We start from the raw sequence: 20494 nt of genomic DNA, 5'->3' as shown, positions 1-20494 counted from the left end.
GCCTTACCCGGCCTACGATTCTGTTTAGTAGGCCGGGTAAGGCGCAGCCGCCACCCGGCAATCCACTTATCAATCCCTCATAAAGTGAACTCCCTCGCATCTCAGGCGAAGCGGCAATGCTATTCTTTTCCGGTTGTTTTTTCGCCACGCCTTTCCGTGGCGTGGTTACTATTGTTTAGTCAAAGAGGAAATTGTATGAAACGTTTGCCCTTGCTGGCAGCATTGCCCTTGCTTTGCGCGTCGGTTGCTTCCGCCAGTTCTCTGATGTCCGTCGGCTATTTCAACGGCGGCGGCGATGTAACCGCCGGACCGGGTGGCGACATCAACACGCTCGACGTGCGCCAGATAACCCACCTCAACTACTCGTTTGGTCTGGTCTACAACGATGAAAAAGACGAAACCAACGCCGCGCTGAAAGATCCTTCAAAACTGCACCAGATTTGGCTCTCGCCAAAAGTGGCGTCCGATCTGGCGCTGATCCCTGCCCTGCGCAAACAGAACCCGAACCTGAAAGTGCTGCTCTCCGTCGGCGGCTGGGGGGCGCGCGGCTTCTCCGGCGCGGCGGCAACCCAGGCGTCGCGTGCGGTGTTTATCCGCTCTGCGCAGGAGATCGTCAATCAATACGGTCTGGATGGGATCGATCTCGACTGGGAGTTTCCGGTGAACGGCGCGTGGGGGCTGGTCGCCAGCCAACCGGCGGACCGGGATAATTTCACCGCGCTGCTGAAAGGGTTGCGCGATGCTTTCGGGGATAAGAAGCTGGTTACGATTGCCGTTGGGGCGAATGCGGAAAGTCCGAAAAGCTGGGTTGACATGAAAGCGGTTGCCCCCCTGCTCGACTACATCAACCTGATGACCTACGACATGGCGTACGGCACTCAGTACTTCAATGCCAATCTGTATGACTCCAGCGCCTGGCCAACGGTCGCCGCGGCCGATAAATACAGCGTCGATTTTGTGGTCAACAACTACCTGGCTGCCGGCGTGAAACCCCAGCAGATGAATCTCGGGATCGGTTTTTATGGCCGCGTTCCAAAACGCTCCGTGGAGCCGGGCATCGACTGGAGCAAACCGGATGCGCAGAAAAATCCGGTGACACAGCCCTATTTCGGGCCACAGGAGATCGGTTTGTTCAAATCTCTCGGTTATGACCTGACCAAAGACACCTATGTGAAGTACAACGACATCGTGAAAAAGCTGCTGAACGATCCGCAGAAACGCTTTACGGAGCACTGGGACGATCAGGCGAAAGTGCCGTGGCTCTCCGTGACGTCTGCCGACGGTAAGGCGCTGTTTGCCCTCTCTTATGAGAACCCACGCTCAGTGGCGCTCAAAGCGGACTATATCAAGGAGAAAGGTCTGGCCGGGGCGATGTTCTGGGAGTATGGCGCGGACGATAAAAACCAGCTTGCGAAGCAGCTGGCGACATCGCTGGGGATTAAGCACTAAGTGAAGCAGCCGGGTGGCGTCAACGTTACCCGGCATGCTCAGAGAGCACTATTTGAAGGTGGCAATCGGCTTCGGCGCAATGCCGAAATCTTCCTTCAGTTCCCGCTTGCTCTTCATCACCATCTGCCCCTGGGTGTCGATCGTCATGTGCTGCGCGTCGGTGTTATGGCGCGCCTGCCACAACATCACCAGTTGAAGGCTGTTCTCTTTTTGCTCTGGCGTCAGGGCCACGCCATCCGGCCATTTTCCCAGCTCGACCGCCGTGACCAGACGCTGGTAAATTTCCTGCGTCATTCCGCCGATCATGTCATCAATATTCATGATGCCTCCCTTTCAAAGGAATAATTTGCTGAATCGTTTCTTCAACCTTTGGTCTGGTCGCCGTTTTCGTCATCCGTAAAGCTCATGGACGCGGAGTTAACACAAAAACGCTCGCCCGTAGGCTGTGGGCCATCCGGGAAGACATGTCCGAGGTGCGCATCACAGTTACCGCAACGGATCTCGGTGCGTACCATGCCGTGCGACGAGTCGGTCAGATAACGAATGGCATCATCGCTTACTGGCTCATAAAAACTCGGCCAGCCGCAGCCGGAATCAAATTTTGTTTGCGAATTAAACAGGGGGGCATCGCACACCAGACAGTGGTAGACACCGTCGCGCTTGTTGTGCAGCAAACGCCCGGTGAATGGGGGTTCAGTCCCGTGATTCTGCGTCACGTAAAACTGCATCTCGGTCAGGTCTTTTTTCAGATCTTCGGGGTTACGTTGGTTCGACATATGCTCACATCTCGCTGTAGAAACAGACATCTTTTAACCCCGATTCTAACAAAACATTAACACCCGCGCGTAGACTTTTGTTCTAAACTTATTAGTCGCGAAAAGGCGGACAGGCAATTGTGATCTATTTCACACTTTATTCCTGAGAGGCCTTTAAAATTCCGGGCGCAGCCCCCATGTGGTTGTTAGCTCAAAGGGAAAGTGAGGCGAGTCAGTCGCACAAACGTTGGTCATAGGATTGATTTGTCGCAATGATTGACACGATTCCGCTTGACGCTGCGTAAGGTTTTTGTAATTTTACAGGCAACCTTTTATTCACTAACAAATAGCTGGTGGAATATATGACTATCAAAGTAGGTATCAACGGTTTTGGCCGTATCGGCCGTATTGTTTTCCGTGCTGCTCAGGAACGTTCTGACATCGAAATCGTTGGTATCAACGATCTCCTGGACGCTGAATACATGGCGTACATGCTGAAGTACGACTCAACTCACGGTCGTTTCAACGGCACCGTTGAAGTGAAAGACGGCCACCTGGTTGTTAACGGCAAAACCATCCGCGTGACTGCTGAGAAAGACCCAGCTAACCTGAAATGGAACGAAATCGGTGTTGACGTTGTTGCAGAAGCAACCGGTATCTTCCTGACCGACGAAACTGCGCGTAAACACATCACTGCGGGCGCGAAGAAAGTTGTTCTGACTGGTCCTTCCAAAGACAACACCCCAATGTTCGTTCGCGGTGCAAACTTCGAAACTTACGCTGGCCAGGACATCGTTTCCAACGCATCCTGCACCACCAACTGCCTGGCACCACTGGCTAAAGTTATCAACGACAACTTCGGTATCGTTGAAGGCCTGATGACCACCGTTCACGCAACGACCGCAACCCAGAAAACCGTTGATGGCCCGTCTCACAAAGACTGGCGCGGCGGCCGTGGCGCGGCTCAGAACATCATCCCATCTTCTACCGGTGCTGCTAAAGCTGTAGGTAAAGTGCTGCCAGAACTGAATGGCAAACTGACGGGTATGGCGTTCCGCGTTCCAACTCCTAATGTATCCGTTGTTGACCTGACCGTTCGTCTGGAAAAAGCTGCTTCTTATGAAGAAATTAAGAAAGCAATCAAAGCTGCTTCCGAAGGCGCAATGAAAGGCGTTCTGGGCTACACCGAAGACGACGTTGTTTCTACCGATTTCAACGGCGAAATCTGCACTTCAGTATTCGATGCTAAAGCAGGTATCGCGCTGAACGACAACTTCGTTAAACTGGTTTCCTGGTACGACAACGAAACCGGCTACTCTAACAAAGTACTGGACCTGATCGCTCACATCTCCAAATAAGTTGAGATGAGAATCTGATCCAAAAAGGCGACTTCGGTCGCCTTTTTTATTGTTTAAAGACAGAGGATTGCTTAATGATTAATAAAATATTTGCACTTCCGGTAGTCGAACAACTTACCCCTGTGCTTTCCCGCCGTCAGATTGACGGTGCTGACGTAATCGTCGTAGACCACCCGCGCGTCAAGGCTTCCATCGCCCTGAACGGTGCGCACCTTCTCTCGTGGAAACCCGAGGGTGAAGACGAAGCGCTTTGGCTGAGCGAAGCGACCTCTTTTAAAAAAGGCGCAGCCATTCGCGGCGGCGTACCTGTTTGCTGGCCGTGGTTTGGCCCGGCCGCGCAGCAGGGTCTGCCGGCGCACGGGTTTGCCCGCAACCAGCAGTGGACGCTGAAAGCCCACAATGATGATGACAGTGGCGCGGTGCTCACTTTTGAGCTGCAGGCGAATGATGAAACCCGCGCTTTGTGGCCACATGACTTCACGCTGTACGCGCGTTTCAAGCTGAGTAAAACCTGCGAAATCGAGCTGGAAGCTCACGGCGAGTTCGAGACCACCAGCGCCCTGCACACCTATTTCAACGTGGGTGACATCAGCGCGGTCAAGGTGAATGGACTCGGCGATACCTTTATCGACAAAGTGGATAACGCCAAAGAGGGCAAACTGGACGACGGCGTACAGACCTTCCCGGACCGCACCGACCGCGTGTACCTGCATCCGGAAGCCTGTAGCGTGATCCACGACAGCGCCCTGAATCGCGCTATCAACGTTGTGCACCATCACCACAGCAACGTGGTGGGCTGGAACCCTGGTCCGGCGCTCTCCGTCAGCATGGCCGACGTGCCGGATGACGGCTACAAGACCTTTGTCTGTGTAGAAACCGCCTGCGTGACCGCGCCGCAGAAAACCAGCGAAGAAAACCCGTCTCGTTTAGGCCAGACCATTAGCATCGTTAAGCGCTAAGACGAAACGCCCCTCTCCCTCCGGGGAGAGGGTTCCCCAGAAAATTTTTAACCGGAAGCGATTAGGATTTTATTAACGGAATAAATAATTTAAAGCGACATCCCGGTCCGGCTGAAAATCGCTGAGGCGTTTCCTTCCGGCCGGGGCGAGGCGCAGGGATGCGCCGAGAGGGCGGATTTACAGGGACGTTGCCTCCGCCCGTCCCCGATAAGCAGGAAGGAATTAGCCGAAGGCACCGCGAAGCGGCGATTTTCTTTGCCGGGAGCCCGGATTGTTAAGGAGGCGGCGGTGAGACTCCTTAACACGTTCACAAGTCGTGTGATTCCAGAGTAGCAAGGCTCGTAAAGTGAACGGAATAACCACCACAGCCGTATGTTCCCCCTCACCCCAGCCCTCTCCCTGAATGGAGAGGGAGTATTCTGCGCCAGGCTGTAATTTCTGGGGATTCCTCAGCCCAAAGGGGAGAGGGAAAAGCCGCAGTCAGCAGAATATCTAACGCGCCCGCATTCGCTTTAACATGTTCAATGGACGCCGATGGGCAATCTCATTGATGAGCGGATGGCAGGCAGCGGACTCTGCCCAAAGTGTTACGGTTTTTACGCTCATATCACTCTCCTGTTTTGTTGCACCAGCCTAAAGCAAACGGGGCGCAAGTGCCCCGTTGTGATACTCATTATGCACGTTCATCGTGCATCATCAGAACTTGTAGGTCACACCCACCGAGAAGATACCCGACCAGGACTTGTCGACCATTGGGCTATCTTTCACTTCATCGCTCAGGCGGATGTAGCGGCCAGTGCCGTACACGCTCCAGTCACCGAGGAAGTTGTAGTTGGCGCTCAGCTCCAGGTACGGATCCCAGCCATCGTCCGCATCGTAGCTTTTCAGGCCGCTGCGGCGGGATTCGTTTTTAGAAACACCGTAATAGTAGTCGTTATAGTTTTCGCTGCTGTACTGTACGCCAATACCCGGGGTAATGGTCAGCGCGCCGTTGTTGTAGCGATAAAGCCACGCCAGATCCCAGATATAGCCGTTGCTGTTATCCAGCGTATCGCCTGCCAGCGCGGTACGCAGGAAACCATACTCGGTATTATGGACGTAAGAGAGACCCGCCATCAGGGTGCCTTTGCGCTTGTCCAGTTCGCGCAGCGCACGGCTGTCGCTGTCGCCCGGACGGAAGTGCGTAGGATCGTAATACGCCATGATGGAGAGTTTATCTGAGGTATCGTTCCACAGATAATAGCCGCCGCCCAGGCCACGGAACCAAACGTTATCCCCTTCATAGGTGACAACCGGAACGGGATAAACATCGCGATCGTATTGTTTGTATGGGCTGTTGATGACTCCCACGCCCGCACCAACGGTCCACTGACTTTCCGCCTGTGCGGTGCTAACTGCGGTGGCGGCAAGTACGCCCAATGCAAGAAGTTTGAGTTTGGTCACAATCCATTCTTTCCTGTAGTCAAATAATCAGCGGGTGAAGTGTAACCGCCATTTACATCTATCCTCAAATTTTTTACCCGCTAATCACGTTAATTAACCTGTTATTTTTTACTTTTCAGATGACAGCCTGCTTTCAGTCCTGTGAACGCGTAATGACAAATGCCCGTTCGGCTTATCTCAACAATGGATTTTTTTGGATGAGTTATTGATATGTCATTGAAATTGGATTTCCCTGGCATGCAAGTTTTGCAAATGCCATCTACGCTTTAATTTAAGAGGAGATTTTGCTGAACACCCTGCAGTGCTTAGCGTTCGACCTGGTATACAGGTTGCTGCTCTGGCAGTGAGGTGCGAGAAATACTCTTCCGGGAGCCTCCACTACTCATACGAACGGCTCTTTTCCTGTGCTAAAAAACGAAAGGACGGCATGCCATGAATATATTCGATCACTATCGCCAGCGCTACGAAGCTGCCAAGGACGAAGAGTTCACACTGCAGGAGTTTCTTACCATTTGTCGGCAAGATCGCAGTGCCTATGCCAATGCGGCAGAACGGCTATTGATGGCCATCGGTGAGCCAAACATGGTTGACACTGCCCTTGAGCCACGGCTTTCCCGTCTATTTTCGAATCGGGTGGTTGCCCGATACCCGGCGTTTGAAGAGTTCTACGGCATGGAAGATGCCATTGAGCAAATCGTCTCCTACCTCAAGCATGCCGCTCAGGGCCTGGAAGAGAAGAAACAGATCCTCTATTTACTGGGGCCTGTCGGGGGCGGTAAATCCTCTCTGGCCGAACGCCTGAAAGCGCTGATGCAGCGCGTGCCGATTTACGTGCTCAGTGCCAACGGCGAGCGCAGCCCGGTGAATGACCATCCGCTGTGCCTGTTTAATCCGCAGGAAGATGCGCAGATCCTCGATAAAGAGTTTGGCATCCCGCATCGCTACCTCGGGACCATCATGTCGCCGTGGGCGGCGAAGCGCCTGCATGAGTTTGGCGGCGATATCACCAAGTTCCGCGTCGTGAAGGTCTGGCCGTCGATTCTGGAACAGATCGCCATCGCCAAAACGGAACCGGGTGATGAGAACAACCAGGACATCTCGGCGCTGGTCGGTAAAGTCGATATCCGTAAGCTGGAACACCACGCGCAAAACGATCCGGATGCCTACGGCTATTCCGGCGCGCTCTGCCGGGCGAACCAGGGGATCATGGAATTCGTCGAGATGTTTAAAGCGCCTATCAAGGTGCTGCATCCCCTGCTGACCGCCACGCAGGAAGGGAACTATAACGGGACGGAAGGTATCTCCGCCCTGCCGTTTAACGGCATCATTCTGGCGCACTCGAACGAATCAGAATGGGTCACCTTCCGTAACAACAAGAACAACGAGGCGTTCCTTGACCGCGTGTACATCGTCAAGGTGCCTTACTGCCTGCGGATCTCTGAAGAGATTAAAATCTACGAGAAGCTGCTCAACCACAGTGAACTGGTGCATGCGCCTTGCGCACCGGGAACGCTGGAAACGCTGTCGCGCTTCTCTATCCTGTCACGCCTGAAAGAGCCGGAAAACTCCAGCATCTATTCGAAAATGCGCGTGTATGACGGTGAAAGCCTGAAAGATACCGACCCGAAAGCGAAGTCGTATCAGGAGTACCGGGACTACGCCGGGGTCGATGAGGGGATGAACGGTCTTTCTACCCGGTTCGCGTTTAAAATTCTCTCCCGCGTGTTTAACTTTGACCATGCGGAAGTGGCGGCTAATCCGGTGCATCTGTTCTATGTTCTGGAGCAGCAGATTGAACGCGAGCAGTTCCCGCAGGAGCTGTCCGAACGGTATCTTGAGTTCCTCAAAGGCTACCTGATCCCGAAATACGCCGAGTTTATTGGCAAAGAGATCCAGACGGCCTATCTGGAATCCTATTCGGAATATGGTCAGAACATTTTCGACCGTTACGTCACCTATGCCGACTTCTGGATCCAGGATCAGGAGTACCGCGACCCGGATACCGGCCAGCTGTTTGACCGTGAATCCCTGAACGCCGAGCTGGAAAAAATCGAGAAGCCTGCCGGTATCAGCAACCCGAAAGACTTCCGTAACGAGATCGTGAACTTCGTTCTGCGTGCCAGAGCGCACAACAACGGACGTAACCCGAACTGGACCAGCTACGAAAAACTGCGCACGGTTATCGAGAAGAAAATGTTCTCGAATACCGAAGAGCTGCTGCCGGTCATTTCGTTTAACGCCAAAACCTCAACCGACGAGCAGAAAAAGCACGACGATTTTGTCGACCGCATGATGGAGAAAGGCTATACCCGCAAACAGGTTCGCCTGCTCTGCGAGTGGTACCTGCGCGTGCGCAAATCGTCCTAAAACAAGTGCCCGGTAGCGCTCGCGCTTACCGGGCCGACAACATGCAAGTTGGCAAATGCAGTACGGGGGAACTATGACCTGGTTCATTGACCGGCGTCTTAACGGCAAAAACAAGAGCACGGTGAATCGCCAGCGCTTCTTGCGTCGTTATAAAGCGCAAATTAAACAGTCGATCTCCGAGGCCATCAACAAACGCTCGGTGACCGACGTCGACAGCGGCGAATCTGTCTCCATTCCAACCGATGACATCAGCGAACCGATGTTTCATCAGGGGCGCGGCGGCCTGCGCCATCGCGTCCATCCCGGTAACGATCACTTTATTCAGAACGACCGCATCGAACGTCCTCAGGGCGGTGGTGGCGGTTCCGGCAGTGGACAAGGCCAGGCCAGCCAGGACGGCGAAGGTCAGGATGAGTTCGTCTTCCAGATTTCGAAAGATGAATATCTCGATCTGCTTTTTGAGGATCTGGCCCTGCCCAACCTGAAAAAGAATCAGCACCGACAGCTTAACGAATACAAAACCCATCGCGCGGGCTATACCGCCAACGGCGTGCCCGCCAATATCAGCGTGGTGCGTTCCCTGCAGAACTCGCTGGCACGACGCACGGCGATGACCGCAGGTAAACGGCGGGAACTCCGCGAACTGGAAACCAGCCTGAAGGTGGTGGAAAACACCGAACCGGCGCAACTGCTTGAAGAGGAGCGCCTGCGTAAGGAGATCGCGGAACTGCGCGCGAAGATTGACCGCGTGCCGTTTATCGACACCTTCGATCTGCGTTACAAGAACTACGAAAAACGTCCTGAGCCTTCCAGCCAGGCCGTCATGTTCTGTCTGATGGACGTGTCAGGTTCGATGGACCAGGCCACCAAGGATATGGCGAAGCGGTTTTATATTCTGCTCTATCTGTTCCTGAGCAGAACCTATAAGAACGTGGACGTGGTCTATATCCGCCATCACACTCAGGCCAAAGAGGTGGATGAACATGAGTTCTTCTATTCGCAGGAGACCGGCGGCACCATCGTCTCAAGCGCCCTGAAGCTGATGGATGACGTGGTCAAAGAGCGTTACGACCCGGCACAATGGAACATCTATGCCGCTCAGGCGTCCGATGGCGATAACTGGGCGGACGATTCCCCGCTGTGCCACGACATTCTGGCGAAAAAAATTCTGCCGGTAGTACGTTACTACAGCTATATCGAAATCACCCGACGCGCGCATCAGACGCTGTGGCGCGAATATGAACATCTGCAGTCGATGTTCGATAACTTTGCGATGCAGCATATCCGCGACCAGGATGATATTTATCCGGTGTTCCGGGAGCTGTTCCAGAAACAATCAGCCACCAGCAATGCCTGACCCCACAGCCAGCGGCTCCGCTGGCTGTTTTCACTCTCTGCCCACTCTCCCCCCGGTCACGCCATCTGTGCTAGTGTAATCAGTTGCATATTGGCGTTTAACAGGGAAATCACGATGTCTGATGAAACCATGGGGACAACCACCCACCAACAGCTTATTGCGTTACTCACCGCGCAGGGTGCGCGCTTTCGCGTGATGGAACACGACGCGGTAGGAAAATGCGAAGCGGTGAGCGAAATCCGCGGCACCGCGCTCGGCCAGGGTGCAAAAGCGCTGGTGTGCAAGGTGAAGGGAAACGGCGTGAAAAAACACGTTCTGGCGATCCTGGCGGCTGATTTGCAGGCCGACCTGAGCCAGCTTGCCAGCCATTTCGGCGGGTCAAAGGCCTCTCTCGCCAGCCCGGCCGAGGTCGATGCCCTCACCGCCTGCGTGTTTGGCGCGATCCCGCCGTTTAGCTTTCACCCGGACCTGACGCTGGTTGCCGATCCGCTGCTGTTTGAGCGTTTTGATGAAATCGCCTTTAACGCCGGTCTGCTGGAAAAATCGGTCATTATGGATACCCAGGATTATCTGCGTATCGCCCGGCCCAAACTGGTGGCGTTTCGCCGCCAGTAGGCCGGGCCGGATAGCGTCAGAAGGTGACGTTCATTTTCGCCCAGAAGGTGCGACCAGGCTCGTTAACCGGCGTATCGGAGGAGTAGCCAAAACTGCTGTTCCCCGCCAGGTTAAGGTGCTCGCTATAGCTTTTATCGAACAGGTTATCGACGCCGCTACTCAGCTTAAGGTTCTTGTTCACCTTGTAGGCCGCGTTGGCAGAGACGATCGCAAAGCCCGCGCTCTGGTCAAAGTCTTTCCCCACCACGTTGCCTTCGTTCAGCGCCACCCGGTGCTGAGGGCTGACCATGCGCAACAGCCCCGTTGAGCTTAGGTCGCCCTTCTCCCACGTCAGACCCAGACGCGCTTCCAGCGGCGGCATCTGCGGCAGCGGCTGGTTATCGTCAGTATTTTCTCCCCACGAGTAGTTCAGCGTGGCGTCGGTTTTCCACTGATCGTTTAGCTGATAGGACGCGCCCATTTCGCCGCCCATAATGGTGGCATCAACGTTATCCGCCTGGCTGACATGGCTGTCGTCTGGATCGTACAGGAAGAGGATGTAGTCGTTGATCCGACCCACGTAGGCAGAGATCCAGCCGGTGGTGTGCTTCCCTTTATACTGCGCGCCAATATCGAGCTGCGTTGTTTTTTCCGGTTTAAGATTGTCGAAAACATCGGATGTACCGTCCGGCCCGTAGGTCGGGGAAAAGAGTTCCCAGTAGTCCGGGAAGCGTTCGGTGTAGCCTAAACCGGCGTAGACCATCGCAGGCGCAGAGCCGAGGTTATGCTCAACGCGCAGGAAGCCCGCCGGCAGCGTGTCATCCCGGCTGCTGCTGCCCACGCCGGAATAATTGTCCACCTCCACTTTGTCCAGACGCGCGCCGCCAATGATTTTGCTCAGGTCGGTGGCGTTCCAGGTCAGCTCGCCAAAGGTGCCGTAATCGTGGAAGCGGGCATCTTCCTGCCAGCCTGCATCCTCATCCTCTTCGTTACTGCGATGGGTATTGGTTTGCATATCAACGCCGCTTTGCAGCTGGAAATCGGACCACAGCCAGGTGCCCATCATTCTGCCACCCACCGTGCGGCGATCGACCTGCTTGTCCATTGGCATCGACATGTCCATCGTCCCCATCGGCATACCACCCATGGTGCCGGAAGACATATCCGATGATGAACGCATGGAGTAGTTGTCCATGATATGGTTGGCGTAGTTGTAGTACAGGCTCATATCCAGCGAGTCGAACACCTCACCGATATTCTCTTTTTTGAAGCGCAGCCCCAGGCTTTCACGTTTGAACTGTGAGCCGTCCATCCCGCGCCCGGCGTAGCTGGCATCGCCATTACCTTGCCCGGCAGTCAGCTCCAGCAGCGTGTCGGCATCCGGCGTCCAGCCGATGGCCATATCGGTATTCCATTTGTCCCACTTCGAGGCCACGCGATCGCCATTGCCGTCTTTATAATCGCCAGACGTTGAGTTGTTGCCGTTCAGACGCACGTAGCCATCTTCATTACCAAAGCTGACGTCAGCGTTCTCGTCGAAACGGTCGTTTGAGGCCGCAAGGAAGCTGGCGTCACCTTTGATTCCGGCTTTATCAAAGTGCGGCGGTTCGCGTTCGAACCGTACCGTCCCGGCGGAGTTTCCCGGCCCCCAGAGTACCGTTTCCGGCCCTTTGGTGACCGTCAACAGGTCGTAGCTCTCAGGGGAGATATACGAGCTGGGCGCGTCCATACGCGACGGGCAGGCTCCGAGCATTTCGCTGTCGTTGGTTAACAGGCGCAGGCGTGAGCCAAACATGCCGCGAAACACCGGATCGCCGTTACTGCCCCCGTTGCGGATCTGGCTAAACCCCGGGATGGTTTTCAGGTAATCCGAGCCGTCGCTGGCTGGCACCGGCTGGCGCGGGGTTTTTGGCGATGTCACCACTTCCAGCGGCGAGAGCACAGGTGCCGTTACGGTGATCACATCATCATCGTTTATCTGCGCCGCCGGGTTAGTCTCTGCCGCAACCGAAGAGCATGACAACGCCACCAGCAGCGATAATACCAGCGGATGAGGTTTAAAAAGGTCGTTTTCCATTCGTAAGCCCGGGGAATAAAAGAATGATGTCCCGCCGAAAACAGCTGTCCGGCTGAACGAGTTTTAGGCATAAAATTTTGCAGGGATGGGCTGCCCGGGACAACGACGACTGAGGAGAATATGAAGTGAATAAGAGACTTGAAAAAGAAGGGTAATGCAGGTACGCGAATTTGTCATGAAGGGAGGTTAACCATGGCGTTCAAGAAATAATACCGATGCCACCAGAATTGCCGCAATGGTAAAAAAGGTTCCTGAAATACAGAGCATATCAACAAAGGCGGGATCGTTCATTTTCTCTCTCCAGGGCGACTTTTCTCTTTTGTAGCGCCAGATAATGACAGCGGTATGACATTTCCACGACGGAATAAAGACGCTGACGCTGAAACGATTCGTGAATGGCATTCCCGCTCTCGCCGCAAAATCATTATTCATTACGTTAATTTGTTACCGGTATCACGAAAAGGAGTTTCCATAACTCCGTTGCCAAATCTCGCAATTGTGAACCGGGCGGGCGTGGTTAAACATAGTTATGACAACACATCATAAATAACCTCATACGGGCAAGGCGATTACCATGACCGATAAGATTACCCGCAAAGAAAAAATCAGCTATGGGCTTGGCGATATGGCCAGCCATATCGGGCTGGATAACGTGATCATTTTTCTCACCTTTTATTATACCGACGTCGTCGGGCTGCCTGCCGCATTCGTCGGCACCATGTTCCTGCTGGCGCGCACGGCGGATGCCATTATCGATCCGGCCATGGGTTATATCGCCGACAGAACCCGCACGCGCTGGGGGAAATTCCGCCCGTGGATGCTGTGGCTGGCCCTGCCTTTTGGCGCAAGCTGCCTGCTGACGTACGCGGTGCCGGCGTCACTCGACCTGCACGGTAAAATGATCTTCGCGACCGTCAGCTACACCCTGATGATGCTGATGTACACCGCCATTAACATTCCGTACTGCTCCATGGGCGCGGTGATTACCCCTGATAACGATGCCCGTATTTCCCTGCAGTCGTACCGCTTTTTCCTCGCCACGCTGGGCGGCGCACTGTCGACATTCTTTATGATGCCGCTGGCAGAATTTATTGGGGGCGACAATAAATTACTGGGCTACCGCTGGGCGATGGCGATTATGGCAACCGTGGCAGTGATTATGTTCTGGATCTGCTTTGCGAATACCCGTGAACGCATAAATGCCCCGCCTACCCATAATAATTACCTGTCAGAGCTCCGGGATTTATTCCGTAACGATCAGTGGCGCGTGGTTGCCGTTCTGGTATTAACCAATATTGGCTTTGGGGTTATTCGCCTCGGGGCAATGATGTATTTCGTCACCTATTATCTTGGCAGCGCCAGCTATTTTATCTGGATGCTGGGCGCGCATATTTTAGGTAAAGCCGCCGGGAGCGCGCTGGCAAAACGGCTGACGCAAAACTACAGCAAGGTGCAGATGTTCGGCTATTGCTCGGTGCTCGCGGGCGTATTAAGTATCGGCCTGTTCTTTGCCCCTAAATCGGTGCTGGTCCTGGTGCCGCTCACCTTTATCGTCTCCACACTCTACCAGGCCACCACTACGCTGATGTGGGTGATGATGGCTGACGTAGCCGACTACGGCGAATGGAAGCAAGGCAAGCGCATGGACGGGGTGATCTTCTCGACGTTCCTCGCCGTACTGAAGCTCGGCATGGCGATCGGCGGCGCCATCGTCGGCTGGACCCTGGGCTTTAGCGGCTATGTGGCGAACGCCCCGGAACAGACCACCACCGCGATGTACTGCATCCTCGCCCTGTTCACCCTCGTGCCCGGCATTCTGTCGCTCTGCGCGTTTGCCACGCTGCGCTGGTACAGGCTCGACGATAACACAATGAAAACTATCCAACTCGCCAAACACCCCGTTTAAAAGGACGCGCTATTTATGAGTGAGCTGATTCAACATTCCAACAGTATTGAGTGGCGTTTTGAACGTCAGATCCTGCGCATTGAACCCTGGGGCGAGAACAGCCTGCGCGTCCGGGCAACCTGCGCTGCGGATTTCAGCGACGCACTGCAGGCACTCCTGCCCGCGTCGCCCTGTTCCGCCGAGATCACGGCGGAAGCCGAACGCCTGACCCTGCGCAACGGGAATATTCTTGCCACGCTCAACCTGAAGGGCCAGCTGGCATTTTATAATGCGCGCGGTGAGCTGCTGTTAGAGGAGATGTGGCGGCAACGTTCAACGGTCGGCATCGGCGCCAGTGAAAAGAGCCAGGATAAATACGTTAGCGCCCTGAAGCTGGATGGCCGTGAATTTAAGCCGCTGGCGGGCGGTAAGCATCAGCTGACGGTACGCTTTGAATCGCGCGCGGATGAGCGTATCTACGGCATGGGCCAGTACCAGCAGCCGTGGCTGGATCTCAAAGGCTGTTCGCTGGAGCTGGCGCAGCGTAACTCCCAGGCCAGCGTGCCGTTTATGCAATCCAGCCTCGGCTACGGCCTGCTGTGGAACAACCCGGCCATTGGCGAGGCCAGCTTCGCCAAAAACCAGACCGAATGGCGTGCCCGCGTGACGGGCGAGATGGACTACTGGATCACCGCTGGGGATACGGTGGCCGATATCACCCGCCAGTATGTAAAAGCAACCGGCGCGCCGCCTCAGGCACCGGCGTTTATCAGCGGATTGTGGCAGTGCAAATTGCGCTACCGCACGCAGCAGGAGGTGCTGGAGGTCGCACGCGAATACCGCCGTCGTCACCTGCCGCTCTCGGTGATGGTGATCGACTTCTTCCACTGGCCGAATCAGGGCACCTGGTGCTTTGATCCCCTCGACTGGCCCGATCCCAAAGCAATGGTCGATGAACTGCGCGAACTGGGCATTGCCCTGATGGTCTCGGTCTGGCCGACGGTTGAGGCGAGAAGCCCGCTTTATCCGCTGATGAAGGCCAAGGGCTGGCTGGTCAGCAGCGAACGCGGCGTGCAGGTGAATCTCGACTTTATGGGCAACACCACCTTCTTCGACGCCACCCACCCGCAGGCGCGCGAGTTTGTCTGGGATACCGTGAAGAAAAATTACTACGACCTGGGTATCAAGCTGTTCTGGCTGGACGAGGCGGAACCGGAATACCGGGCCTATGACTTCGACAACTATCGCTACTACGCAGGACCGGTGCTGGAGGTGGGTAACCGTTATCCGAGAGACTTCGCCCAGGGCTTTTACGATGGTCTGCAGGCGAACGGTGAAACCGACATCGTTAACCTGGTGCGCTGCGCATGGGCCGGAAGCCAGCGTTACGGCGTGCTGGCGTGGTCGGGCGACGTTCACTCCTCGTTCCACGCGTTTCGTAACCAGCTCGCGGCCGGTTTGAATATGGGGCTGGCGGGCATCCCATGGTGGACCACCGACATCGGCGGTTTCCAGGGCGGTAACGTTAACGATCCGGCATTCCACGAACTGCTGATCCGCTGGTTCCAGTGGGCGGTGTTCACCCCGGTTCTGCGTATGCACGGCTATCGTGAACCGCAAATTCAGCCGCCGGAACGCTACCGGGACGGCATCCCCCAGTGCAACAGCGGCTCGCCTAATGAGCTGTGGAGCTACGGAGAGGATAATTTTGCCATCATGCAGCACTGGCTCAGCGTGCGCGAAAAACTGCGTCCGTACATTGATGCACTGTATGAAAACGCCCACCAGCACGGCGACCCGCTGATGCGCCCACTGTTCTGGCACTATCCACAGGAGAAACAAAGTTGGGAAGTTGAAGACCAGTATCTGTTTGGCGAAGATCTGCTCGTGGCGCCGGTGATGCATGCGGGCCAACGTGAACGCGAGGTGTGGCTCCCTGCCGGGCACGGCTGGATTGCCCTGAACGGTGAGCGCTATGCCGGAGGCGCACGCGTATGCGTGCCTGCTGCCCTCGACACCATCCCGGTATTTGTCCGTGAAGGCAGCCCGCTGGTCAGCGAACTGGTAGGTTAAGATCGGGCAAGCGCCCAAAAAATAGAGGATTTTTTTATAAAAGCCTGCTTGCTTTCGCGTTTGCGCGTAAAGTTAGCAGGCTTACTCTTTTTGGCAAGGACCCCGTCATGTTTGACCCTACTCTGCTCATTCTTCTGGCCCTGGCTGCGCTCGGTTTTGTCAGCCATAACACCACCGTCGCGATCTCTATTCTGGTGCTGATCATCGTACGCGTGACCCCGCTGAACACCTTCTTCCCGTGGATAGAAAAACAGGGGCTTACCCTCGGGATTATCATTTTGACCATCGGGGTGATGGCTCCCATCGCCAGCGGTACGCTTCCCGCCTCCACGCTGCTGCACTCCTTCGTCAACTGGAAATCGCTGGTGGCGATTGCGGTCGGGGTATTTGTCTCGTGGCTGGGTGGGCGCGGCGTCACGCTGATGAGCAGCCAGCCCTCGCTGGTGGCCGGTTTACTGGTGGGCACGGTGCTGGGGGTGGCGCTCTTTCGTGGCGTACCGGTGGGGCCGCTGATTGCCGCCGGTCTTGTCTCGCTGTTTATTGGGAAGTCGTAGTCAGGTTGGCGATGTAGCGCGCCGGAGTCTGGCCTAATCCCTTTTTAAACATGGTGATAAACGCGGTGGTCGAGTCGTACCCCAGCGACTGTGCCGCGTCCTGTACCGACTTTCCACTAATCAATAATTGCAGCGCGACAATCAGCTGCAATTGATGCCGCCAGCGACGAAAGCTCAACCCGGTCTCTTTGACCACCAGCCGCGCCAGGTTGCGCTCGCTCATGGCAAAATGGCTTGCCCACTGCCCCAGCGTTTGCCAGGCCGCCGGCTCTTTCGCCATTCTCTCGCTCATCATACGGATTTTGGGGTGCGGAGAGACAGGCAGCTGGAGATGCTCCTGCGGCTGCAGCGGCAGCTCGTCAAACAGCACGTCCACCAGCCGCGCGGTGGCAGGCTCATGCAGCTGCTCCCGGGCTTTATCCGCCAGGGCCAGAATCAATTCCCGCACCAGCGGTGATATTTTGAGCGTGCAGCAGCGTTCCGGCAGGCCGAGCGTGCCGGGTTCAATAAACAAAAAACACAGCTGTGCACCGGGCGTGGCGGTATTGCTGTGGGGCATCTGGCCGGGGATCCACACCGCGTACTGCGGGGGTACCATCAGCATGGCGTTTGCGACGTCGCAGGTTATCGCGCCCCCCAGCGCCAGGATCAGCTGGCCTTTGCGGTGCTGGTGCAACGCAATGTGCTGCTCCTCGGCGACGACGCGGATGCGAAACGCCACTGCCGCATCGTGCTGGCTGTCCGGATCGTAGCCATCCAGGCCGAGACTGTTCATCATATTGTCCGATTTTAGCGATAAACTGTCATTTTAGCCTGATTTCAACCGCGCAGAAAATCGGTATTGTGTGCCCTCGCTTGAACGTATGAGAACATAATGACTACTGCTATTCGCACTTCAGGAAAACAGGGTGCGCTGCTGATCGCAGGTATCCTGATGATTGCCACAACGCTGCGCGTGACCTTTACCGGTGCCGCGCCGCTGCTCGACACCATCCGTCAGGACTATGGCCTCAGTACAGCGCAAACCGGCCTGCTGACGACCCTGCCTTTACTGGCGTTCGCGCTGATATCACCGCTTGCTGCAGGCGTAGCCCGGCGCATCGGCATGGAGCGCAGCCTGTTCATCGCCATGCTGTTGATCTGCGCGGGGATTGGCGTGCGTTCCATGCCGTCCGCCACGCTGCTGTTCGTCGGTACGGCGGTGATCGGCTGCGGTATCGCGCTGGGTAACGTGCTCCTGCCGGGGCTTATCAAGCGTGATTTTCCGGGCCAGGTTGCGAAACTGACCGGCGCCTACTCCCTGACGATGGGGGCCTCTGCTGCGCTAGGCTCTGCGCTGATTGTGCCCCTGGCGTTAGGTGGCGCGGGCTGGCACGGCGCGTTGCTGATGCTGATAATCTTTCCGCTGGCGGCGCTGTTGCTGTGGTTACCCCAGTGGCGTCAGGCGCCTGCCGCCACGGTGACAGGGGCCGGTGCGCTGCACAACCGCGCCATCTGGCGTTCGGGGCTGGCCTGGCAGGTGACGCTGTTTTTAGGCATCAACTCGTTGATTTACTATGTCATTATCGGCTGGCTGCCGGCGATCCTGATTAGCCACGGCTATAGCGAAACCCAGGCGGGCTCCATGCATGGACTGCTTCAACTGGCGACCGCCGTACCCGGGCTTGCCGTGCCGTTGATCCTCCATCGACTGCGCGACCAGCGCGGGATCGCCGGGCTGGTGGCCCTGATGTGCGCCGTCAGTGCGGCAGGCTTCTGGTTTGCGCCTGATATGGCGGTGGTGTGGACGCTGGTGTTTGGTTTTGGCTCCGGGGCCACGATGATCCTTGGCCTGACGTTTATCGGCCTGCGCGCCAGCTCTGCGCACCAGGCGGCGGCGCTGTCGGGAATGGCGCAGTCGATTGGCTATCTGCTTGCGGCATCCGGCCCGCCGCTGATGGGGAAAATTCATGATACGGCGGGAGACTGGCACATCCCACTGCTGGCCTGTGCGCTGGCCGCCGTAGTGATGGCCGTGTGCGGCGTGTTTGCCGGGCGTGACCGGGTCATCGCGCCCCGCTAACAACTCAGGCAGACCCGGTGGTCTGCCTGTTTTTTATTCCCGTGCGGCGCGCAGCATCGCCTGCACCAGCACAACCGGACGTCCCTCAAGCGCAGCACGCTCGTGCTGGAACAGGGTGATTACATAGAAAGGATGCGCCACAAGCTCGGCTGCGCGAACCTCGCCATTTTCATCCCAGCCCGTGACGCGCATAGCCCCGCTCTCCAGCTCCTGCGCAAATTCCGCCGACACGCCATAATTACAGTGATATCCCTCGCGGATCTCGTCTTTGCCATAGGCTTTGGCAATCAGGGTATTACTGCGCAGTTCGATGACGTCGGTTTGCTCAACCAGAGAACAGGCCAGCGGCGCGATAACCCATCGCCCTTCCGCGTCGGTCTCGGCATGGCTCGCATCATCCCAGCCCAGCACGTTACGCGCATATTCAATCAGCGCATGCTGGAACCCGCCGCAGGTGCCCAGGAAGGGAACGCTGTTTTCACGCGCATAGCGCGCGGCAATAAAGGCCGCCTGCGTGTTTTTATAAGGGCTTGCAGGCACCAGCCAGATGGCATCGTAGCCAACCAGATCTTCGGGACTGGTCAGCTCGGTCGTCGCAATCCAGTCGTAGTCCGCCGTGAGCTCCAGAACAGCGGCAGCGTCGTCAATAGCCAGCGGGATGGCCTGGTGCGCAATAACCTCGGGATTGTAATCGCCGACCAGCGCAATGCGCAGCGTCGTTTTAACCGGAAGATGTTCCATGGGGGGATTCCTTACGCCTGTGGAGTATTCGATAACATAAGGAACCTCAGACTACCGATCTTTTGCAGTTCTCACAATACCTTAAATTGGGTGGGCATACCTGAGGTGCTATAGTGAACCCGCGAACACATTGCGGCATTAAGGAGGGAAAATGATCCAGATTAAACGCGTGTATGAGCAGGCCAGTGCGGGAGATGGCTACCGGGTGCTGGTGGACAGGCTGTGGCCACGCGGGGTGAAAAAAACCGACCTCGACTGTAACGAGTGGTGTAAGACGCTCGCCCCATCAGGCGAGTTACGCAAGGCGTTTCACAGTGAAACGATCGACTTTACGGCCTTTAGCAAGGCATACAAAGAGGAGCTGGCGCACCATCGGGATGAAGGCCAGCGCCTTGCTGAACGGGCAAAAAAACAGACCGTTACCTTGCTCTACGGCGCAAAAGATAAAACGCAGAATCACGCCCTGGTGCTGGCGGACTGGCTGCGTCATTTATGAACGCGTAAGCGCCTGCTCATCCTGCGTTTGCAGGGCGTTATCCGGAGTAAGCGGCATGAGATGTTCCGGGCGCACGAACGCAAAGCCGTGCTGGTTATCGAAGGCGTAAACATCGCCCGTAACCAGCCAAAGCGCGCGTTCTGAGGTAGTGGGTAACTGCGTCATCACGCCGTTTACCGGGTTCACAAAACGCTGGCCCGGCTGGCACAGGCCAAACAACTCTACAGACTTACCGATATTACGACGCCCTGCCGTCGTGCGGGCACCGATGATTATCGCGAGGCTGCCCGGTTTTAGCTGAAACATACTTCTCTCGTGGTCATA

19 protein-coding genes are annotated in these 20494 nt (G+C 56.0%); 11 read left to right on the top strand and 8 right to left on the bottom strand.

From position 1 onward, the window contains the following. The first annotated feature begins 195 nt into the window (after positions 1 to 195). A complete protein-coding gene (locus QLG21_RS21125) occupies positions 196 to 1449 on the top strand; it encodes a glycoside hydrolase family 18 protein (RefSeq protein ID WP_282485155.1) in 1254 nt (417 codons plus the stop codon). A 48-nt stretch (positions 1450 to 1497) separates the two neighbouring features. Here the strand turns inward: QLG21_RS21125 and QLG21_RS21120 are convergent, their stop codons facing one another. Together QLG21_RS21120 and msrB are read right to left on the bottom strand one after the other, a co-directional pair. After that, positions 1498 to 1770 (bottom strand): YeaC family protein, encoded by a 273-nt coding sequence (locus QLG21_RS21120; RefSeq protein WP_006174813.1) that lies wholly within the window; start codon positions 1768 to 1770, stop codon positions 1498 to 1500. Between the two features lie 41 nt (positions 1771 to 1811). Continuing rightward, positions 1812 to 2225: a peptide-methionine (R)-S-oxide reductase MsrB gene (msrB, locus tag QLG21_RS21115; protein ID WP_282485154.1), complete on the bottom strand. Its 414-nt coding sequence runs from the start codon at positions 2223 to 2225 to the stop codon at positions 1812 to 1814. A 341-nt stretch (positions 2226 to 2566) separates the two neighbouring features. Between msrB and gapA the strand changes: the two genes are divergently transcribed. Together gapA and QLG21_RS21105 are read left to right on the top strand one after the other, a co-directional pair. Further along, positions 2567 to 3562 (top strand): glyceraldehyde-3-phosphate dehydrogenase, encoded by a 996-nt coding sequence (gene gapA / locus QLG21_RS21110; RefSeq protein WP_039058166.1) that lies wholly within the window; start codon positions 2567 to 2569, stop codon positions 3560 to 3562. Between the two features lie 74 nt (positions 3563 to 3636). Beyond that, a complete protein-coding gene (locus QLG21_RS21105; RefSeq protein WP_282485153.1) occupies positions 3637 to 4521 on the top strand; it encodes a D-hexose-6-phosphate mutarotase in 885 nt (294 codons plus the stop codon). A 696-nt stretch (positions 4522 to 5217) separates the two neighbouring features. Here QLG21_RS21105 and QLG21_RS21100 read toward each other — a convergent pair. After that, complete coding sequence (locus QLG21_RS21100) at positions 5218 to 5964, bottom strand: MipA/OmpV family protein (RefSeq protein ID WP_006174807.1); 747 nt, start codon at positions 5962 to 5964, stop codon at positions 5218 to 5220. Positions 5965 to 6396: 432 nt separating this feature from the next. Between QLG21_RS21100 and yeaG the strand changes: the two genes are divergently transcribed. The 3 genes from yeaG to QLG21_RS21085 all read left to right on the top strand — a co-directional run bounded on the left by yeaG (position 6397) and on the right by QLG21_RS21085 (position 10303). After that, positions 6397 to 8331 carry a protein kinase YeaG gene (yeaG, locus tag QLG21_RS21095; RefSeq protein ID WP_006174806.1) on the top strand — a complete coding sequence of 645 codons (1935 nt, stop codon included), beginning with the start codon at positions 6397 to 6399 and terminating at the stop codon, positions 8329 to 8331. 73 nt (positions 8332 to 8404) lie between these two features. Then, entirely contained in the window at positions 8405 to 9688 is a 1284-nt protein-coding gene (locus tag QLG21_RS21090; protein ID WP_137848405.1) for a YeaH/YhbH family protein, read from the top strand. A gap of 114 nt (positions 9689 to 9802) precedes the next feature. After that, positions 9803 to 10303 carry a YbaK/prolyl-tRNA synthetase associated domain-containing protein gene (locus tag QLG21_RS21085; RefSeq protein WP_282485152.1) on the top strand — a complete coding sequence of 167 codons (501 nt, stop codon included), beginning with the start codon at positions 9803 to 9805 and terminating at the stop codon, positions 10301 to 10303. Between the two features lie 16 nt (positions 10304 to 10319). Here the strand turns inward: QLG21_RS21085 and QLG21_RS21080 are convergent, their stop codons facing one another. Further along, a complete protein-coding gene (locus tag QLG21_RS21080) occupies positions 10320 to 12359 on the bottom strand; it encodes a TonB-dependent copper receptor (RefSeq protein WP_282485151.1) in 2040 nt (679 codons plus the stop codon). Positions 12360 to 12545: 186 nt separating this feature from the next. After that, on the bottom strand, positions 12546 to 12650 hold the full coding sequence (yoaI, locus tag QLG21_RS21075) for a small membrane protein YoaI (RefSeq protein ID WP_088207477.1): 105 nt from the start codon (positions 12648 to 12650) through the stop codon (positions 12546 to 12548). Between the two features lie 283 nt (positions 12651 to 12933). On the opposite strand from yoaI, the gene QLG21_RS21070 reads away from it, so the two are divergent. The 3 genes from QLG21_RS21070 to QLG21_RS21060 all read left to right on the top strand — a co-directional run bounded on the left by QLG21_RS21070 (position 12934) and on the right by QLG21_RS21060 (position 16871). After that, on the top strand, positions 12934 to 14265 hold the full coding sequence (locus tag QLG21_RS21070; protein WP_282485150.1) for a glycoside-pentoside-hexuronide (GPH):cation symporter: 1332 nt from the start codon (positions 12934 to 12936) through the stop codon (positions 14263 to 14265). Positions 14266 to 14280: 15 nt separating this feature from the next. Continuing rightward, the gene (locus QLG21_RS21065) at positions 14281 to 16317 is read left to right on the top strand and encodes a TIM-barrel domain-containing protein (protein WP_282485149.1); all 2037 of its coding nucleotides are present in this window, start codon (positions 14281 to 14283) and stop codon (positions 16315 to 16317) included. A 107-nt stretch (positions 16318 to 16424) separates the two neighbouring features. Next, entirely contained in the window at positions 16425 to 16871 is a 447-nt protein-coding gene (locus tag QLG21_RS21060) for a DUF441 domain-containing protein (RefSeq protein ID WP_006174798.1), read from the top strand. Here the strand turns inward: QLG21_RS21060 and QLG21_RS21055 are convergent. Then, on the bottom strand, positions 16855 to 17646 hold the full coding sequence (locus QLG21_RS21055) for a helix-turn-helix transcriptional regulator (protein WP_137848884.1): 792 nt from the start codon (positions 17644 to 17646) through the stop codon (positions 16855 to 16857). The two genes, QLG21_RS21060 and QLG21_RS21055, sit on opposite strands and share 17 nt — an antisense overlap. A 99-nt stretch (positions 17647 to 17745) precedes the next feature. On the opposite strand from QLG21_RS21055, the gene QLG21_RS21050 reads away from it, so the two are divergent. Continuing rightward, the gene (locus QLG21_RS21050; RefSeq protein WP_282485148.1) at positions 17746 to 18933 is read left to right on the top strand and encodes a CynX/NimT family MFS transporter; all 1188 of its coding nucleotides are present in this window, start codon (positions 17746 to 17748) and stop codon (positions 18931 to 18933) included. 33 nt (positions 18934 to 18966) lie between these two features. On the opposite strand, the gene QLG21_RS21045 is transcribed toward QLG21_RS21050, so the two are convergent. Beyond that, positions 18967 to 19674 (bottom strand): CTP synthase, encoded by a 708-nt coding sequence (locus QLG21_RS21045; protein ID WP_282485147.1) that lies wholly within the window; start codon positions 19672 to 19674, stop codon positions 18967 to 18969. Between the two features lie 151 nt (positions 19675 to 19825). Here QLG21_RS21045 and QLG21_RS21040 point away from each other — a divergent pair, with 151 nt between their 5' ends. Next, positions 19826 to 20170 (top strand): DUF488 family protein, encoded by a 345-nt coding sequence (locus QLG21_RS21040; RefSeq protein ID WP_282485146.1) that lies wholly within the window; start codon positions 19826 to 19828, stop codon positions 20168 to 20170. On the opposite strand, the gene QLG21_RS21035 is transcribed toward QLG21_RS21040, so the two are convergent. Beyond that, the gene (locus QLG21_RS21035; RefSeq protein WP_006174793.1) at positions 20165 to 20476 is read right to left on the bottom strand and encodes a hypothetical protein; all 312 of its coding nucleotides are present in this window, start codon (positions 20474 to 20476) and stop codon (positions 20165 to 20167) included. The genes QLG21_RS21040 and QLG21_RS21035 overlap by 6 nt on opposite strands. Positions 20477 to 20494 lie beyond the last annotated feature (18 nt).

The organism is Enterobacter sp. V87_3 (genome assembly GCF_029967835.1).
GTDB lineage: Bacteria > Pseudomonadota > Gammaproteobacteria > Enterobacterales > Enterobacteriaceae > Enterobacter > Enterobacter cancerogenus.
Note: the sequence above shows the minus strand (reverse complement) of the source record. Positions and strands in the feature narration are given on the sequence as shown.

Bases quoted from the DNA above. Each gene is read 5' to 3' on its own strand.
- yoaI (WP_088207477.1), bottom strand. From the start codon at position 12,650: ATGAACGATCCCGCCTTTGTTGATATGCTCTGTATTTCAGGAACCTTT.
- QLG21_RS21040 (WP_282485146.1), top strand. From the start codon at position 19,826: ATGATCCAGATTAAACGCGTGTATGAGCAGGCCAGTGCGGGAGATGGC.
- QLG21_RS21035 (WP_006174793.1), bottom strand. From the start codon at position 20,476: ATGTTTCAGCTAAAACCGGGCAGCCTCGCGATAATCATCGGTGCCCGC.
- yeaG (WP_006174806.1), top strand. From the start codon at position 6,397: ATGAATATATTCGATCACTATCGCCAGCGCTACGAAGCTGCCAAGGAC.
- msrB (WP_282485154.1), bottom strand. From the start codon at position 2,225: ATGTCGAACCAACGTAACCCCGAAGATCTGAAAAAAGACCTGACCGAG.
- QLG21_RS21120 (WP_006174813.1), bottom strand. From the start codon at position 1,770: ATGAATATTGATGACATGATCGGCGGAATGACGCAGGAAATTTACCAG.
- QLG21_RS21125 (WP_282485155.1), top strand. From the start codon at position 196: ATGAAACGTTTGCCCTTGCTGGCAGCATTGCCCTTGCTTTGCGCGTCG.
- QLG21_RS21055 (WP_137848884.1), bottom strand. From the start codon at position 17,646: ATGAACAGTCTCGGCCTGGATGGCTACGATCCGGACAGCCAGCACGAT.
- QLG21_RS21090 (WP_137848405.1), top strand. From the start codon at position 8,405: ATGACCTGGTTCATTGACCGGCGTCTTAACGGCAAAAACAAGAGCACG.
- QLG21_RS21050 (WP_282485148.1), top strand. From the start codon at position 17,746: ATGACTACTGCTATTCGCACTTCAGGAAAACAGGGTGCGCTGCTGATC.
- QLG21_RS21065 (WP_282485149.1), top strand. From the start codon at position 14,281: ATGAGTGAGCTGATTCAACATTCCAACAGTATTGAGTGGCGTTTTGAA.
- QLG21_RS21060 (WP_006174798.1), top strand. From the start codon at position 16,425: ATGTTTGACCCTACTCTGCTCATTCTTCTGGCCCTGGCTGCGCTCGGT.
- QLG21_RS21045 (WP_282485147.1), bottom strand. From the start codon at position 19,674: ATGGAACATCTTCCGGTTAAAACGACGCTGCGCATTGCGCTGGTCGGC.
- QLG21_RS21085 (WP_282485152.1), top strand. From the start codon at position 9,803: ATGTCTGATGAAACCATGGGGACAACCACCCACCAACAGCTTATTGCG.
- QLG21_RS21070 (WP_282485150.1), top strand. From the start codon at position 12,934: ATGACCGATAAGATTACCCGCAAAGAAAAAATCAGCTATGGGCTTGGC.
- QLG21_RS21105 (WP_282485153.1), top strand. From the start codon at position 3,637: ATGATTAATAAAATATTTGCACTTCCGGTAGTCGAACAACTTACCCCT.
- gapA (WP_039058166.1), top strand. From the start codon at position 2,567: ATGACTATCAAAGTAGGTATCAACGGTTTTGGCCGTATCGGCCGTATT.
- QLG21_RS21080 (WP_282485151.1), bottom strand. From the start codon at position 12,359: ATGGAAAACGACCTTTTTAAACCTCATCCGCTGGTATTATCGCTGCTG.